This is a genomic window from Desulfurococcaceae archaeon (genome assembly GCA_038845865.1).
Taxonomy (GTDB): domain Archaea; phylum Thermoproteota; class Thermoprotei_A; order Sulfolobales; family Desulfurococcaceae; genus UBA285.
In genome coordinates, this window is sequence record JAWBQJ010000003.1 from 163,394 (window position 1) to 178,057 (window position 14,664).

Here is a 14,664-nt window from a genome sequence, read left to right on the forward strand (position 1 = left end):
AGTTTATAATAACCCCTAACAAGAGGATATAGTAAGAGAGGGAAAACTATGAGCAGGCGCTACAAGGGCATAGAACCGATCATAGCAGTAGTAATACTGGTAGCGGTGACGCTGGTAATAGCCATTGGAGTAATAGGCTGGATAATGGGGTGGTGGGGGACATTCGGAGCGACCGAGAGCATAAGGGTATACCCGGACAGTTACATCACGAATACTATGCTCTACCTGCACATCAAGAACGAAGGATCGGCCGCAGCAGTAATATACAAGATAGAGGTATCGGGGTTAGGAACAGCAAGTATTACTAATACCAATGGCACCCTTGGTGCGCCTAGCGGTGGAGAAGTAAAAGTAGATCCGGGCGCTGAGGGGTGGATAGAGTGCAGTTTAGGAACAGCAGCCGTTGCTGGCACCAGGTACCAGGTCACCATATACACTAGAGCAGGTAACGTCATTTCGGCGACTGTGCAGGCGAAGTAGATGGGCTGAGTGCCTCATTCCCTCAGAGCATTTTTACTTCCTTCCACCCCTTCTCACAGTCTTCGTGCATGTTTTCCTTCACTGTACTCCCCGCCTCTCTCAGGGGGGTCCCGTTTAGGAGGTTAACCTCCTGTCAGGTGTGCTCCGTGGCTAGAGATCCGGGTTTAAGGGTTAGTGCTCGTTGCTTGGTGGGCGCGCTGTCCGCCTTTAGGTATAATAAAACCCGCTGTACCATATATTTTCTTGGTGGCGTGTTTTGGAAGTTGTTTGGAGCAGGGTGATCAGCGTCAGCAACTACAGGGACGGCGTTTACAGCGTGTGCGCGTCTGGGGATAGGGTTTACGCGGTTGGCTTCGACGAGTACCACGGGCTGGGGAAGAAGAGGTTTAGAATAGAGTCCTTCAGCGTCAAGGACGGTAAGACGATCGCCGCGTGGACTGATGGGCGGAGCCTTCCACTGGCTTCTTTCTTCACGTGCGTTAGTTACGGGAACCGCGTATACGCCTTCGGCGCCACTGATAGGTTCTGGAGCATGCTAGTCTTTGACAGGATGCTCGAAGTCATTAGTAGAGTTGACGTGGATAACCCTCACGTAATACCGCTCTCCTCGATAATACTTGACAGGTACCCTAACCTCTACCTCTACGTGGCCGGGACGACCGTACCAGGAGAAGGCACCACGGCGATGTATGTAGCTAAGGTATCCGCAAGCGACCTCTCAATAGTAAGTAGCTTCACGGCGGACTCTGAAGGGTTGGGGGCAGGCGCTTACGCGGTGGCCTACAACAACACAACCAAGCAGGTCGTCGTAGGGGGCTACGCCAAGGCAGAGTCGGGCTTGGAGTGGCTCGTTACGTTTCACAACGAGGATTTGAAGCTGGATAAGGTAGTGAAACCGGGAATAAGGGGCTCCATATCGGGCCTAGCCGTAGACGCCAACGGCTTCATATACGCAGTAGACGGGAAGAGGGTCGTGAAGATGGACCCGGAAGGTAAGGTGGTCGCGTCCGTGGAGCTACCCCAAGCAATGAAGATCTACGCCTCCCAGGATAGGGCATCGCCCATAAGCGCTTACGTTGCCGTCGCGTCAGACAGCGAACTCTACCTGCTTTCAAGCGAGAACCTATCTCCAGTCAGCTCGGCGAGGCTAGCGGGGGAGCCGCAAATGCTGATCGCGTTTCCGGGGTCCATGGACGCCGTCTATGACAGTATTTACCTGGCCGTAACGCAAGTAGCGTCTAACGAGAAGTGGAACTGGGTGGTAATGGCGCTTACACCGAGGCCTACTAGGGCTAGGAGGTTTCCGAGAATATTCCCGGTAAGGTAGGAGCGGGTCGCGGCCTTAACGTAGAGGAACACTACGAGTAGTCTCTTCGAGGGGCGCCGCGACCCGGCACTACCGGATTCGCCTCGAGCCGCGCTTCAGCGGGGAAGGTATATAACGCGGTGAACGGCTTACTGGTTTAAGAGTGTAGAGGCTTCGAGGAGGTCCTGGCGAAAAGGCATGGGTATAACACTAAGGTACATACCCATACCCCCCAGGCCGGAGGGGGCCCCTTACTGGGAGCACGGGTATAACGCCACCGCGGAAACCACTAGTGCCACCATGGAACCTAACATCGTAACTAGCTATGAGCAGCTACTAGCGCATTCCAGGAACGTGTGGTTACTAGTATGCCTCGTCTTGGTGTCCGTAATGGGGGTTCTTCTAGCTTTAATGGTCCTTAGGTCAAGCCCTCTTGGAGGGGCGATCCAGTTAAGGGGCCTAGTCGACCACAGCGAGAGGTACTTCGAGAAAGCACTGTACCAGTACGCCGGTTTAAAGCGGGTGCTTAGAGACGTGTTCTTAAAGGTAAGGAAGAAGCTGAACGCCGGTAATAAAACACCCAGAGAGATGGCTGGCATGGACAGGAAGTTGGAGAAGTTCGCGGAAATGTACGAAGACGTCGTGTACGGGGATAAGGAGCGCGGTGAAGCCCTCTCAGTAGTTAACGCGGTTAAACGGGTGTTCGGCATTGAAGAGTAATATCATCGTAATAGCACTCCTCATCCTAATCGCGGTATCCCAGGCAACGGTAGCCGTGGAGGTCTTCACCGAGTACGACCCCCCATCCGTGAGCAACATGAAACCCGGGGGCTTGTCCCAGTTCTACACCGAGAACTTCGCGAAAGTAATAGTCGTCAAGGACGCTGTAGACGTGTACGGTAAGCACCCCTCCCGGCACGCGCTACTGATACCGGGGCTTGGAACGGCTATTGATGCCATAAGCTTCCAAAGAATCCTTAAGTGGGTTGAAGAAGGGGGCATCCTGGTCTTAATGGACGAGACAGATAAATCAGCGGGCTTGTTGCAGAGGCTTGGACTAGTCCCTTCAAGCACTACGGAGCTAGAAGTGGAGGATGCGAGGTGCGTGGTCAACGGGCTGGAAATCAACGTTACGTTTAACAAGTACGTTACGTTGCGCAAGGCGGCGGAAGGCGGGCTAATGGAGCCTGTTTGCACGATTAGGGGTGACGTGGTAGCGTGGAAGATCAACTACGGTGGGGGAGTCATCTACGTGCTGGGGGATTCGAGCCTAGTAATAAACGAGATGGTAGATTACCCCGACATAAAGAGCAGGAACGTAGAGTTCCTGAACGCCTTGACGTCGCACAGGAAGATCATAATATACGACACCTACACGGCGAAAAGGCAGGTTTTCCTCGAGAACGTGATGGGCGCCCTCTCACTACTAGTGCGCGCGGCGACGAGAGGGGCTGAACTGGTTAAAGAAGGGGACTTACTAATTAGGGTGGCCGTTTACGTCTCGTTGCCGGCGCTGGTAACGCTGATCCTGGCATCCTCGATCATACCGCTACCGCTGGTTACCACTGAGAGAAGGGCGGTGGATACCTATAAAGTCGTTAACGCCGTTAAGAAAGAGGTGGAAAAGTACTCTAAGAGGTAGGGCCTCGTGGAGGGCTTGAGCAAGCGGATCCCATCGTTGATTAGAACGATCGAGGAGAAGGTCAAGGGCAAGACGAAGGAAATAGAGCTAACAATAGCTACGCTGCTTTCCGAAGGCCACGCGTTGTTAGAGGGTGTTCCGGGCGTGGCGAAAACGCACATGGCTAAGACCGTGGCGCTGGCCCTAGGACTGGGCTTCAAGAGAGTACAAGCGACGCCCGACATGCTTCCCTCCGACATAATAGGCTCGGTGGTTTACGATGCCCGTAGAAACGAGTTCGTGTTTAGAAAAGGCCCAATCTTCACGAACGTCCTCTTCGTAGACGAGATCAACAGGCTGCCGCCGAAGACGCAGTCAGCACTGCTCGAGGCGATGCAGGAACTGCAAGTAACGGTTGAAGGGGTAACGTATAGCTTACCCAAGCCCTTCCTAGTAATCGCGACCATGAACCCCATAGAGATCGAAGGCACGTTTCCGCTCTCAGAAGCCCAGGTGGACAGGTTCCTGGCAAAGATCAGCATAGGCTACCCGCCGGTAGAAGACACCGTGGCGATACTTGACAACTACTACGAGATAACGGACTTATCCAACGTAAAGCCCGTCCTAAACGCCGAGGACATCTCCAGCCTGGTGGAGGCCGTTAAAAAGGTATACGTCGAAAGGAACATCCTGAAGTACATAGCCTACATCGTCGAAGCCACGCGGAAACACCCGTGGGTTAAACTCGGTGCGTCCCCGAGAGGCGCTATAGCTCTTTACAAGCTGTCTAAGTCCATAGCGTTCATGAGGGGCAGGGACTACGTTACGCCAGACGACCTGAAGTACGTCGCCAAGGCAGCGCTCTCTCACAGGATAATCCTCAAGCCGGAAGCCAAGATCTCGGGCATCGCGCCTGAAAGCGTAATAGACGACGTGTTGGAGAAGGTCGAAGTACCTTGAAGATCTCGAGGAGAGGGGTCTTAGCGGCGTCCCTGACCACGGTGATCTTCACCTACGCTCTATCCACCAGGTCCGTGCTAGCGCTCTCAATAGCGGTTCTACTGATAATGCTACTCTACCTAGACTACGTCACCGCGAGAAAGGCCCTAAGCGTAGCCAGGAAACTAACCGTCGAGAGGGTTATAAGGAGAAGCGTTGTGAACGAGCAGGAGAGGTTCACCATGCAATTAAGGGTCACCAACAGGCAGGGCGAAGCCATTCCGTGGATTGAAATACTCGACAAGGAACCGGACTTCACCAAGGCGATGAGCGTGAACAGGTTCGCGCTCGCGCTACCGAGTAGAGCCGAGGTAGACATGTACTACGACGTCAAGCCGCTGGCTCCAGGGCACCTGTCCTACGAGGAAGCACTGCTAAGGGTTTCGGGGTTTCAGGGCTTTTTCTACGATGAGTTAACGCTCGAAGTACCGGGGTCCGTGACCGTCTTGCCGTTAACGACTGACATGAAGGTTGAGTTCAGGTCGCTGGAGAAGCTCGCGGGAACGCACATTGCAGGCAAGTCGAAAACGGGCCTTTACGAGCTCTCCAACATGAGGGAGTACGTACCGGGCGACGACACGAGGAAAATACTCTGGAAACACTACGCTAAAACCGGTAAGCTCTACGTCAGGGAAGACTACGGTGAATCGGTGCTGAAAGCGCTGGTTATCCTGGACGTGGCGCCTTTTGACTGGTTAATTGGGAGCAGGCGTAACAGCCTAGCTCACATTAAGGCTAGGACTTTCGCCTCAATAGTTAACTACCTAGCTAGAGCTGGTTGCAACATAGACGTAGTCACGTGCGTTGAAGGCTTCACGGTGAGGACGGTGTACGGGGCTGGAGATCCCGTCGAGGTGATTAGCAAAACGCACTTCTTCATACCGGTGGGTAGCGGGTGCACCTCGTTCGAAGTCTACGCGAAGTGGTTCGAATACCTCTTCGTAAGCCCTGAGAGGTATGACCTGGTCCTCATGCTGACCTCGCCCATTTCACTACTGTACAATAGGCCGGAGGTGCTGAAGAGGATTTTCATTTCGACGGGGGGTAAGCTCACCATAGTTATCCCGGCATACGACTACGACGAGGTGTTAAAGAGCGGGAAGGAACAGGTGGTCTACGCTACCTACAAGCACGTCAGCGAGGCGGGAATAGGTGGGGTGATCTTTCTCGAAGAGCCGTTAAAAGTGGTAGAGGGCGAGTAGGCGTGTTCCTCGGGGTAGTGGCACTGCTAGTGGTGATCTCCTCGGTGGTGGTCGACTTGAAGTACTCCAAGGACATCACCCCCACCGTGTCGTTTGTGGTGGTTTTACTGGGTGCCGTAATTTACGACGATCTTCTGGTGATCGGCGGGGCCCTGCTCTTCGTCGTTCAGAGGTTCTTGGTGCTGTTCGCATCTGTAACGAGAACCTACCGGAATCCAATGATGTTCGTTGACCTGGTTAAGGAGCCCTTACTAGTGCTCCTACTAGTAATCATGGCGAGCTTCATCTCGATGAAAATGGTCCTCCCAGCAATGGATGAATGGTCGTCCTCGGTAGTGGTCATGGCCATGACGGCGCTCACCCTGGTTAACATCATCGACGCGAAGGCTGAGAGGATGTCCTTCATCGCGGACTTCATATCGCTGGACATAGATAGCCTGGTTGACAGGTTGGAGCTGGTGTCGGGCGTGTTGATGCTGATCATGAGCGTGGTCTCGCTCGTGTACTGGGGGGTAATGGGGCTACCCGTACTGCTAGGTTACGCGGTGTCGGTGGTAATCGCGGACAGGGTCTTCGACAAGACGGGTAGCGTGTTCTTGGAGTCGGTGTCAAAGCTAATACCAGTCTTCATAGTACTTATAATCAGGGCCTACACTATACTAGTCTAAGCGGGTGTAGAAGTTGATGCGGACTACAGCGCTTTTAATGGTGTCGCTATTTTCATCAATAGCATTCCTAGGCGCGAGCATCTACCTCTCGGCGCTAGGAGACTACATACCCGCGCTGTTCTCCTTCATTGCCGGGATAATACTACTAAGTTGCTTCCTCTCCCTCTTCAGGGAACTAAGGCTCAGAGAGCCCTCCAGCGGGTAGCAGACCACCTAGTGCACCACCAAGATAGAAGTGAACGCAAAGCCCCCACTACAACGCGGCCTCCCGTGATCGGGCCTCCCTATAAGGTCCTGCGAGCTCCTCCCGCCCAGCCCCTCAAGGCCGTGTACGCCGTGCTAGGATCTACCGTGGAGCTTAAACCACCGATCTCGAGCTTAACAGCGGTATAACGGTACCCCTGTGGGTAGTACGCGGTCTTGCCCGCACCTTGGACCCCTCTTCATGCTCCTTACTGCTTTCCGGTGAGTGCGGGTTTTTTTATACGTGCTTCCACATCACTTTGTATTGAGTAGCTGGTGATCTCCGTGAGGTCGACCTTGAACTTGGCTGGGAAGGCGTCTTCGCTGGTCACGGTAGCCTTACTAGTTCTATATCCCGCCGCGTTGCTGGGAGAGCTCTACATGGAGTCGTTCGTGGTAAGCGTGTATAGCGATGGTAGCGTCTCGCTAACTGCAAGGGCGAAGCTCGCACTTACAGGCGATTCCGGGAGCATCCTACGAGGACTAGTCTACGCGGAGTTTAACGGTTTCATAGACGTCAGTGACAAGGTAGTAATGGAGGGGCCCCTCGAGGCGGAACAGCCGATACCTGTAGCCATGGTGGCCGCGATAGCGGTCACTGCTGTAATCGCACTGGTCACCGTAGTGGTGTACTTAGTGCTCAGAGCCAGGAAGAAAGCGTAGTTTTCATCCCCATTAATAGCCTGCCCAGCGGGCCCTCCCATACTAGGCATGCTTAAAAACATGTCTTTATCCAGCGCTTCGAGGATATGCGGGTTTTATTTTCTAGCATTGCCTTGAACCCGTTCAGGACCAACCCAGACCAATGCGGGAAAACAGAGATGAGGCGGTGAAATCAACCAGTGCAAACCAACATAAGAGCTGAACCCCTCGCACCATTACCTCTTATTCCAGCGGGCTACTTATTTTCTTTACCGGTATACGCGTCGCCCTCCTCATTGAAACCCCTCCTCTGAGGGCGTGGATCCCGCCGTGCTCAGCCCCGTGAATAGGGGGCTTACAAAGGTTTATTAGCTAGTGGCGTTTAAGGAATACCGGTGTTAGCGTGGAGCCTTCTAGTGGAGTCTATGAGGTGGGTGATGAAGAGAAGCTGTGGGGCTTTATTGCATGGTTGATACCGCTGATAGGGGGGGTTCTCGTACTCGTACTTAAACCGGGTTACAGGTACGCTAAGCACTGGGCTTACCTCTCAATATCGTTCTTCATACTGATCGTCGCGGTGCAGGTTGCATGCATGGTGTTTGCACTCATACCCTTCGTGGGCTGGGCTTTCTCAGTGCTGATAAACCTCGGAATGCTAGTGGTGTGGGTACTCGGAATAGTGAAATCGCTTGGAAAGACGTGGTGGAAGCCGCCGGTGATTTACGACTTAGCGAGGATGCTGGGCGCGTAATAAGGGGCTCACCCAGTGCTGGTAATGGCCCGTGGGCTCCTTTCCCGCCTAGATCGGCTTCGCGAACCCCCATTTTTCCAGAGCCCTCGCTAGCTCTCTATGAGTTTTCGAGTACTCCTCTAGCGGTACTCCCTTACTCAGCGCTTCAAGCGCTTGCCTAACCGCTAGTGCACCCGCTCTAGGCCCGTCGGGGTGCCCTATGACGCCTCCACCCACCTGCACCACTATGTCCTTACCCAGCGCCTCGACCACAGGCTGGAGTATGCCCGGGTGAAGCCCACCAGAGGATACCGGCATCGCCGGCTTTATGTGGTGCATTGGTTGCTCTAAGTGGAGCGCGTCGTCGGGGTCGGGGTTGAAGTGCGCTTCTCTTAGTATCCTTGCGCACCTAACCACGTCTAGTTTCTCGCCTTCCAGCTTGCCTACACCGGCAGTCCCCACGTGTAGCTGGTCCACCCCCACTACCCGGTACAGCTTAGCTAGTACGTGCATTGAAACCCCGTGGTACTTGTTCCTCGTAAAGGCCGCGTGCATAGCCCTGTGAGCGTGTATTGCGAGCTCGTGCTCCTCCGCGAGGTCCCTTACGTAGGTCAGGGCGCTCCAACCCGCGATCACCACGTCCACCATCACGTATGGGTTACCATAGTCTGCTACGAGTTTAAGCCTCTTCTCCATTTCGCGTACATCTGCAGTTATGTTAGCGAACCAGGCCTTCCTCTCACCCGTCTCCTTCTCGACCCTGTCGATGACCTTCATAATGGCCCTCGCCCTTGCCTCGAACCGGCAGAAGCTTGGGCTTGTGAGGTTCTCGTCGTCCTTCACGTAGTCCAGTCCCCCGGACAAGAGCTCGTAAGCCAGCTTCTCCAACTCCTCGGGCGTGTAACCTTCCTTGGGCTTCGGGACCGTGCCCACGATCGGCCTCTCGTACACCTTGAACACCTCCCTCACGCCCTTAACGCCTTTACTGGGCCCCTTAAAGTGCTCGAGAAACCTCCTCGGCAGGTACAGGTCTTCCAGCCTAACCGCGGCTGCCCTCTTCATGCCGAAGATGTTCCCGGCAACGCTCGCGAGGAGCCCCGGCATGTTGCCCTCCTCGAAGAGCTCCGCTGGGTAAGCTATTTTCACCGCGTACGAGCCATCCCCCAAGTCCAGTATCTCGTACACCTTGGAGCTAAGCCGTTTCACCCGCTCCACGTCGTACCAGGAGTAGAGGGTTGTCCAGGTACCCGTACTGCTCTCGGCACCGACCCCGCTGGCCGCTTCCTCTACGCTAAAACCGGGAGCCGGCATTAACCTGAACACGGCGATTACGTCGTTTTCGGGGTCGGGGACGTACCCGGGGAGGAGGTATTCCTGGTAAGGTTCAAAGGGGTATTTCCTCGCCACGAACAAGCACCCGCACTTAGTGGGAATATAGGATATAACCGTGTTTTAAAGATTTCTACCTAGAGGCCCTGTTCTCGGTGCTTGCGTGGTGACCCCCTTGCGCAGGGTAGAGGAGAGGGTGATTTACAGCCTTCCGGGAGTGTACGACTCGCTAGAACACACGGGGGACGTTTACCTGAAGGTACGGGGAAGTAATTTACTTGAACTATTCGAAAACAGCGGCATCGCCCTCTTCGACACCATGGTTGATACGAGGCGGGTGAACGGGGTCTTGGAGAGGGGCGTTGAAGCCGAGGGATTCGACCTCGAAAACCTCCTTTACAGGTGGCTTGAAGAGCTCTTAATACTGTACTACAGCGAGAAGCTCGTCTGCGGCAGGGTCGTTGCCAGTAGCTTCCAGGTGGAAAGGGTTGACGGCGAGCTATCGTACAGGGTGAGGGGTAAGGCTTACTGCGAGGAGTTCAACCCGGAAAAGCACGAAGCCCGTGTAGAGGTGAAGTCGCCTACTTACAGCTTAATGCGCGTACTGAAGAGCGAGGAGGGGTGGGTGGCCTACTTCGTGCTCGACATATAGTACCTGAGCATCTTCGCCCTGCAGAGATCGCAGTAATGTCCCGGCTTCTCGTCGACCTCGTACACGCTGTTACTAAACCTCATCACGCAGCTACCGGTGCAGTGCTCTAGCCCCAGGAGATGCCCGAGCTCGTGGAGCGTCTCCTTGACCAGCCTCTCGAAGTACAGGGTGTAATCCGCCTTCTCGCCGTAGAACTCCGGCCTTAGCCTCTTCGTGAAAACAACCGCTACTCCCTGACCCGGCAACGCCTCCCCGAAGACGAAGTTTAACCCGTGCTCGTAACCGTCGAGGTACCCCACCCCGATGACAAGGGTGCTTGATGTGGCCTTAACCACCTGGAATACCTCTTTGAGGTGCCTGACTACGCAGTTTGCATGGTACTGGGCACGGTCCCAGGAAAAGCACTTCATGGGCGGCTTAACAACGTCAGGCCACGCGATCACCTCCACGCCCACTAAACCGGCCTCCTTGAGGGCACCCTCCACCTCGGTAACCAGGTTGTCAATGAACTCTAGGACCCCCCGCGTCGTCAACGGAACTACTGCTACCTTGACCACCGCTCTCCCCCGCAACGCGCTCTTCCCTTGCCCCGTACTCGCCAACTGGGTGTTGTTTACCTGGAAGGTGTTTCAGTGCTCCGCGCTGGTAGTGCCGCCGCGGGGATTTGAACCCCGGACATCCCGGTCTTCAGCTTCGCCGGAGTACGCGGTGCGCGTGGAGATGGCTTCTAGCCCGGTACTCCGCGGGCGCTCTCCCGGGCTGAGCTACGGCGGCTCCTTGAGTTACTAGTTTTTGAAGGGGTTAAATAGCTTGTTCCGCGCCCTTAACGGTTCTTAAATAGCTGGCTAGCTATGATACCTACATGGCGGGTACTCCGCGGTGTTACGGAATGCTCGCGGCCGTTCTAGCTGGTGGTTTCGGTAAGAGGCTCCGCCCCTACACGGACGAGGTGCCTAAGCCCATGGTGCTCGTAGCCGGTAAGCCGCTACTAGAGCTGCAGATCATGTGGCTCAAGAAGCACGGGTTTAACGAAGTAGTGCTGCTGGTAGGGTACAGGAAGGAGAAGATCATAGAGTACTTCGGTAGTGGCAGTAGGTTCGGGGTTAAAATAACCTACGTTGTCGAGGACGAGCCCCTGGGAACCGGGGGCGCCGTGAAGAACGCGGAGCACATACTGTCCAAGGAGGACTTCTTCCTACTAATAAACGGCGATATAATAACGAACCTGAACCCCCTACTACTCGTAGAGAAGCTAGTGTCGGGTAGCTACCTCGGGGTCATCGCTACAATACCCCTTCCAAGCCCCTACGGGATACTGGAACTGGAAGAGGACCACGTGAAGGGGTTCGTTGAGAAGCCCTTAATAAAGGACTACTGGATTAACGCCGGGGTATACGCATTGAAGCCCGAGGCGTTGAAGTACTTTCCGGATAAGGGAGACCTGGAGAAAACGGCCTTCCCGGCGATGGCGAGGGATAACGCGCTGGGAGCGGTCAGGTTCACAAATGCCTTCTGGAAAGCAGTAGACACGTACAAAGACCTCGAAGAAGCGGCGAAGTACGCCGAGGAAATGCTCAAAGCACTATAACCCGTCAGCGTTTCCAGCGCACCTCATCGCGTAGCTCACGAGACCCTCTTCTCATCACTCCAGTAGATTTTTCCCCACAGAAGCTTATAAATCCACTACTCAATAACATTAACTAAGTGAAACGGCGGCGGTCGTCTAGCCTGGACTAGGACGCCGGCCCTCCAAGCCGGAGATCCCGGGTTCAAATCCCGGCCGCCGCACTTCCCGGACTCCTCAAAGGGCTTAGATGCACCTCGATTACCTTCAAACCCCGATCCGGCAACCTGCTGGAAAAGGATAACGTGCACTGTGTGGACTGCTACCGGGGTGATGCACTAAGTAGCATATAGGTCCTGGGAGGCTTATATGGCCGGTAGCTGTTCTGGTGTATTTAGCGACGTAATTAAATCTACTTGAAGATAAACCGTATTGACGTGGTTGAGAAATGGTTACGTGGCGAACACGCGGTTACGGGTATTTCTCGGAAGTGATGATTGTGAGTGAAGTAGCTGGAGGGGTATGGATGATCTCGTGGAAAGACCCATTTAACGAGCATTGAGGCCTTCCACTGATTAAACACCACGTAGTGTTCTAGTGGCTGGTGCATTGAAGAAGGGGTTAGAGCTCGCTACGGGAATACCGGTGAACACGTGATTGGCTGTTAAGGGACTTAATCATCGGAGAATAGAATGCCGTGAGGAGGGCATGATCAAGGGCTGTTCATGGTAAAGCTTATATTTCTTATCCGTAGTTTTAGTTTCGTGGTGATTTTTTGGTTTACTACGTGCCGCTCGCCGTGAGGCTGGCTGAACTATCTAGTAAGGGTCTCGAAGACTGGGTCGTGGAGTACGTTAAGTCCTTAATGGCTAAGGTCGTAGCTCCGAGCCTTGATCCGGCGGGTGGCACGGTTCAGAGCTACATTCGCAAGGCTGTTCGAACAGGTGCTTGGAGGAGCCTCAAGCCCGAGTCACGTGCACTCCTCCTCGCACTTCGTAGCTGGAAGAGGGGCGTGAAGTCACCAGTTCTTCGGTCGATACTCTCGAGGATATTCCTGGAAATAGAGCTACACACTACTAGAGGGAAGGCGATATTCTACGGGATACTGGAAGCCATGAGGAAAGCAAGAGAAGTACTCTCAGACCTCTCGGGGAACCTATCTAAGATAATCGCAATGGGAATACAGTACATGAACCTACCACTACTCTACAGAATACACGGATAACTAGCCAGCTACGCGCCAGGGACGTGTAAAATTACAGGACTATGCTTAATACGCTAGAAATACTCGGACTCACACTAGCACTAGCACACTTCACGACTCCACTAGCATATTATACATACGCTAAGCTTAAGTGGCTTAAAAAACCGTGGAACCTCGGTGTAGACGAGAACTATAAGCCCAAGGTAACAGTAATCATACCCACCTACAACGAGGCAAAGTTCATAGAGAAGAAGCTAGACAACGTCTACGAGCAGGATTATCTGAGGGAGCTGGTGGAAATAGTAGTGGTGGATTCTGCCAGTACTGATGGAACCCCAAGGCTGGTCGAGGAGTGGTTTAGAAGGCATAACGACGTCAAGCTCAGGCTAGTTATTGAAAACGAGAGAAGAGGTAAGGCATCCGCATTAAATAATGCTTTGAAACATGTGAACAGTGAAATAGCGGTGATAACCGATGTTGATGCGTTATGGCCTAGAGATGCTTTGACCAAGACGGTTAGGTGGTTGTCGGATCCCTCGGTTGGAGCTGTTTCATGCTTGAAGAAGCCTTTGGGCTCGGACCCGGTGAATATTGAAGCGGGTTACAGACGCTACTACAACGTTCTGAGAGTTGCTGAGAGCAAGGCCTACTCTACACCGATATTCCACGGGGAGTTAGCAGCCTTCAGAAGGAATCTACTGGAGAAGATAGGAGGGTTTCCCACGGAGATAGGAGCAGACGACAGCTACACAGCTACTAGGATAGCTCTCATGGGTTTCAGAGCAATAGTACCCGATGACATCTGGGTTGAGGAGATTGTTCCAAAGGAGAAGTACTTCTCGTGGAGAACTAGGAGAGCTCAGCACTTAGTACAGCACTTCGTGAAAACCCTCAGGAACATAAAGCAAGCACCCGGGGAATTCAAGTGGATTCTGCTCGTAGAATTCTTTCTACACGTGGTAAACCCGTTTCTGCTACTAGCATCGGTAGCTGTGTTGATCGCAGGCGCTCTAGCAGCTTCACTTCTAGCTACAGTTGCTTTAGCACTTGGAGTAGGATTGCTCATGGTGAAACCCTACAGAACATGGATTCTACTGCAGTTCTCCCTAGTAGCTGCTGCTCTTAGAAACCTGAAATCCAGGGAGATAGTCTGGAGTAAGCAGGTTAAGTAGGATTATGAGACTACTCTACGTAGCTCCCCGTTACTACCCTAGTGTTGGAGGTGTAGAGTACGTTGTTAAATCAGTAGCTGAGAGGCTTGCACTGAGAGGACACGAGGTTACAGTGCTCTGCGGTGAACCAGGCATTGGTGAACCCAGGGAGGAGTGGATTAACGGTGTTCGCGTGGTTAAATGGCCTGTATGGGCTCCAGGTGGTGCTTACCACTTCCCAAGAATGAGGAGTGCTCTCGAGCAATGGCTTCTCAACACAGCTAGAGAGAGCGATGTAGTGCACTTTCACAGTGTTCACAGCGTTTTAACAGTCTACTGCTTGAACGTTGTGAAAAGACTTGGTGTACGCAGGGTTTTAACGCCATATTATCATGGTACAGGGCATACCACGTTTAGGAGGATTCTATGGAAGCCATGGAGGCATTACGTAAGGTACGTTCTGCGCTTCGTAGATGTTGTTCACACGGTGTCTAAGCTTGAAGCACAGCTTGTTGAGAGGGACTTTAAGGTGAAGGCTACACCCATAGAGAATGGTGTTGATGAGTGGATTCTAGATTTGTCATGGTCTCCATCAAACTACATAATGTACAGTGGTCGAATTGAGAGATACAAGAATATACACAGATTAGCGAACATTGCTAGAATACTTAATAGAAGCTTTGGGCATGACCTTGAACTAAGGATCTTCGGGACAGGAACATACGTTCAACAACTAGTTAATTACGTGAAGAACCTAGGGTTAAAGAACTCAATTAATCCACCGCAACCTTTTGAGAAGTATGTTGAGAGCTTATCTAGGGCAACAATGTTTGGATTACTATCCGAGAAGGAGTCTTATCCTCAATCAGTAAA

The 14,664-nt window shown here is 53.3% G+C and carries 17 protein-coding genes and 2 tRNA genes; 16 read left to right on the forward strand and 3 right to left on the reverse strand.

From position 1 onward, the window contains the following. The first annotated feature begins 48 nt into the window (after positions 1 to 48). From QXU03_05285 to QXU03_05330, 10 genes are all read left to right on the forward strand, one after another. Positions 49 to 480: an archaellin/type IV pilin N-terminal domain-containing protein gene (locus tag QXU03_05285; GenBank protein ID MEM2171146.1), complete on the forward strand. Its 432-nt coding sequence runs from the start codon at positions 49 to 51 to the stop codon at positions 478 to 480. 256 nt (positions 481 to 736) lie between these two features. Beyond that, a complete protein-coding gene (locus QXU03_05290; protein ID MEM2171147.1) occupies positions 737 to 1,807 on the forward strand; it encodes a hypothetical protein in 1,071 nt (356 codons plus the stop codon). A gap of 177 nt (positions 1,808 to 1,984) precedes the next feature. After that, positions 1,985 to 2,506, forward strand: coding sequence for a hypothetical protein (locus QXU03_05295; protein MEM2171148.1), 522 nt, complete (start codon positions 1,985 to 1,987; stop codon positions 2,504 to 2,506). Further along, positions 2,496 to 3,428 (forward strand): DUF4350 domain-containing protein, encoded by a 933-nt coding sequence (locus QXU03_05300; protein ID MEM2171149.1) that lies wholly within the window; start codon positions 2,496 to 2,498, stop codon positions 3,426 to 3,428. Before QXU03_05295 ends, QXU03_05300 begins: the two co-directional genes overlap by 11 nt. 6 nt (positions 3,429 to 3,434) lie before the next feature. Next, the gene (locus tag QXU03_05305) at positions 3,435 to 4,367 is read left to right on the forward strand and encodes a MoxR family ATPase (GenBank protein ID MEM2171150.1); all 933 of its coding nucleotides are present in this window, start codon (positions 3,435 to 3,437) and stop codon (positions 4,365 to 4,367) included. Further along, positions 4,364 to 5,608: a DUF58 domain-containing protein gene (locus QXU03_05310; protein ID MEM2171151.1), complete on the forward strand. Its 1,245-nt coding sequence runs from the start codon at positions 4,364 to 4,366 to the stop codon at positions 5,606 to 5,608. The genes QXU03_05305 and QXU03_05310 overlap by 4 nt, the downstream gene beginning before the upstream one ends. A 2-nt stretch (positions 5,609 to 5,610) precedes the next feature. Continuing rightward, complete coding sequence (locus QXU03_05315) at positions 5,611 to 6,276, forward strand: hypothetical protein (GenBank protein MEM2171152.1); 666 nt, start codon at positions 5,611 to 5,613, stop codon at positions 6,274 to 6,276. 16 nt (positions 6,277 to 6,292) lie between these two features. Continuing rightward, positions 6,293 to 6,481: a hypothetical protein gene (locus tag QXU03_05320; protein MEM2171153.1), complete on the forward strand. Its 189-nt coding sequence runs from the start codon at positions 6,293 to 6,295 to the stop codon at positions 6,479 to 6,481. Positions 6,482 to 6,804: 323 nt separating this feature from the next. Continuing rightward, a complete protein-coding gene (locus tag QXU03_05325; protein MEM2171154.1) occupies positions 6,805 to 7,182 on the forward strand; it encodes a hypothetical protein in 378 nt (125 codons plus the stop codon). A gap of 382 nt (positions 7,183 to 7,564) precedes the next feature. Next, the gene (locus QXU03_05330; protein ID MEM2171155.1) at positions 7,565 to 7,912 is read left to right on the forward strand and encodes a hypothetical protein; all 348 of its coding nucleotides are present in this window, start codon (positions 7,565 to 7,567) and stop codon (positions 7,910 to 7,912) included. A 48-nt stretch (positions 7,913 to 7,960) separates the two neighbouring features. Here the strand turns inward: QXU03_05330 and rbcL are convergent, their stop codons facing one another. Continuing rightward, complete coding sequence (gene rbcL / locus QXU03_05335; GenBank protein MEM2171156.1) at positions 7,961 to 9,298, reverse strand: type III ribulose-bisphosphate carboxylase; 1,338 nt, start codon at positions 9,296 to 9,298, stop codon at positions 7,961 to 7,963. A gap of 97 nt (positions 9,299 to 9,395) precedes the next feature. Here rbcL and QXU03_05340 point away from each other — a divergent pair, with 97 nt between their 5' ends. Continuing rightward, complete coding sequence (locus QXU03_05340; protein MEM2171157.1) at positions 9,396 to 9,872, forward strand: archease; 477 nt, start codon at positions 9,396 to 9,398, stop codon at positions 9,870 to 9,872. Here QXU03_05340 and QXU03_05345 read toward each other — a convergent pair. Both QXU03_05345 and QXU03_05350 read right to left on the reverse strand, forming a co-directional pair. Continuing rightward, positions 9,851 to 10,429 (reverse strand): archaemetzincin family Zn-dependent metalloprotease, encoded by a 579-nt coding sequence (locus tag QXU03_05345; GenBank protein MEM2171158.1) that lies wholly within the window; start codon positions 10,427 to 10,429, stop codon positions 9,851 to 9,853. The genes QXU03_05340 and QXU03_05345 overlap by 22 nt on opposite strands. A gap of 92 nt (positions 10,430 to 10,521) precedes the next feature. Continuing rightward, positions 10,522 to 10,646: transfer RNA gene (locus QXU03_05350), tRNA-Phe, on the reverse strand. A 115-nt stretch (positions 10,647 to 10,761) separates the two neighbouring features. On the opposite strand from QXU03_05350, the gene QXU03_05355 reads away from it, so the two are divergent. The 5 genes from QXU03_05355 to QXU03_05375 all read left to right on the forward strand — a co-directional run. Beyond that, positions 10,762 to 11,460 (forward strand): nucleotidyltransferase family protein, encoded by a 699-nt coding sequence (locus tag QXU03_05355; protein MEM2171159.1) that lies wholly within the window; start codon positions 10,762 to 10,764, stop codon positions 11,458 to 11,460. Positions 11,461 to 11,584: 124 nt separating this feature from the next. Beyond that, positions 11,585 to 11,660, forward strand: a tRNA-Gly gene (locus tag QXU03_05360). Positions 11,661 to 12,211: 551 nt separating this feature from the next. Continuing rightward, complete coding sequence (locus QXU03_05365; protein MEM2171160.1) at positions 12,212 to 12,661, forward strand: hypothetical protein; 450 nt, start codon at positions 12,212 to 12,214, stop codon at positions 12,659 to 12,661. A 41-nt stretch (positions 12,662 to 12,702) separates the two neighbouring features. Beyond that, complete coding sequence (locus QXU03_05370; GenBank protein MEM2171161.1) at positions 12,703 to 13,812, forward strand: glycosyltransferase family 2 protein; 1,110 nt, start codon at positions 12,703 to 12,705, stop codon at positions 13,810 to 13,812. Between the two features lie 4 nt (positions 13,813 to 13,816). After that, positions 13,817 to 14,664, forward strand: an 848-nt coding sequence (locus QXU03_05375; protein MEM2171162.1) for a glycosyltransferase family 4 protein, incomplete at its 3' end; no start/stop codon positions are given.

What these genes read in the sequence shown, in the direction of transcription:
- QXU03_05295 (MEM2171148.1), top strand. Translation starts at nt 1,985, where the DNA reads ATGGGTATAACACTAAGGTACATACCCATACCCCCCAGGCCGGAGGGG.
- QXU03_05355 (MEM2171159.1), top strand. Translation starts at nt 10,762, where the DNA reads ATGCTCGCGGCCGTTCTAGCTGGTGGTTTCGGTAAGAGGCTCCGCCCC.
- QXU03_05285 (MEM2171146.1), top strand. Translation starts at nt 49, where the DNA reads ATGAGCAGGCGCTACAAGGGCATAGAACCGATCATAGCAGTAGTAATA.
- QXU03_05370 (MEM2171161.1), top strand. Translation starts at nt 12,703, where the DNA reads ATGCTTAATACGCTAGAAATACTCGGACTCACACTAGCACTAGCACAC.
- QXU03_05320 (MEM2171153.1), top strand. Translation starts at nt 6,293, where the DNA reads ATGCGGACTACAGCGCTTTTAATGGTGTCGCTATTTTCATCAATAGCA.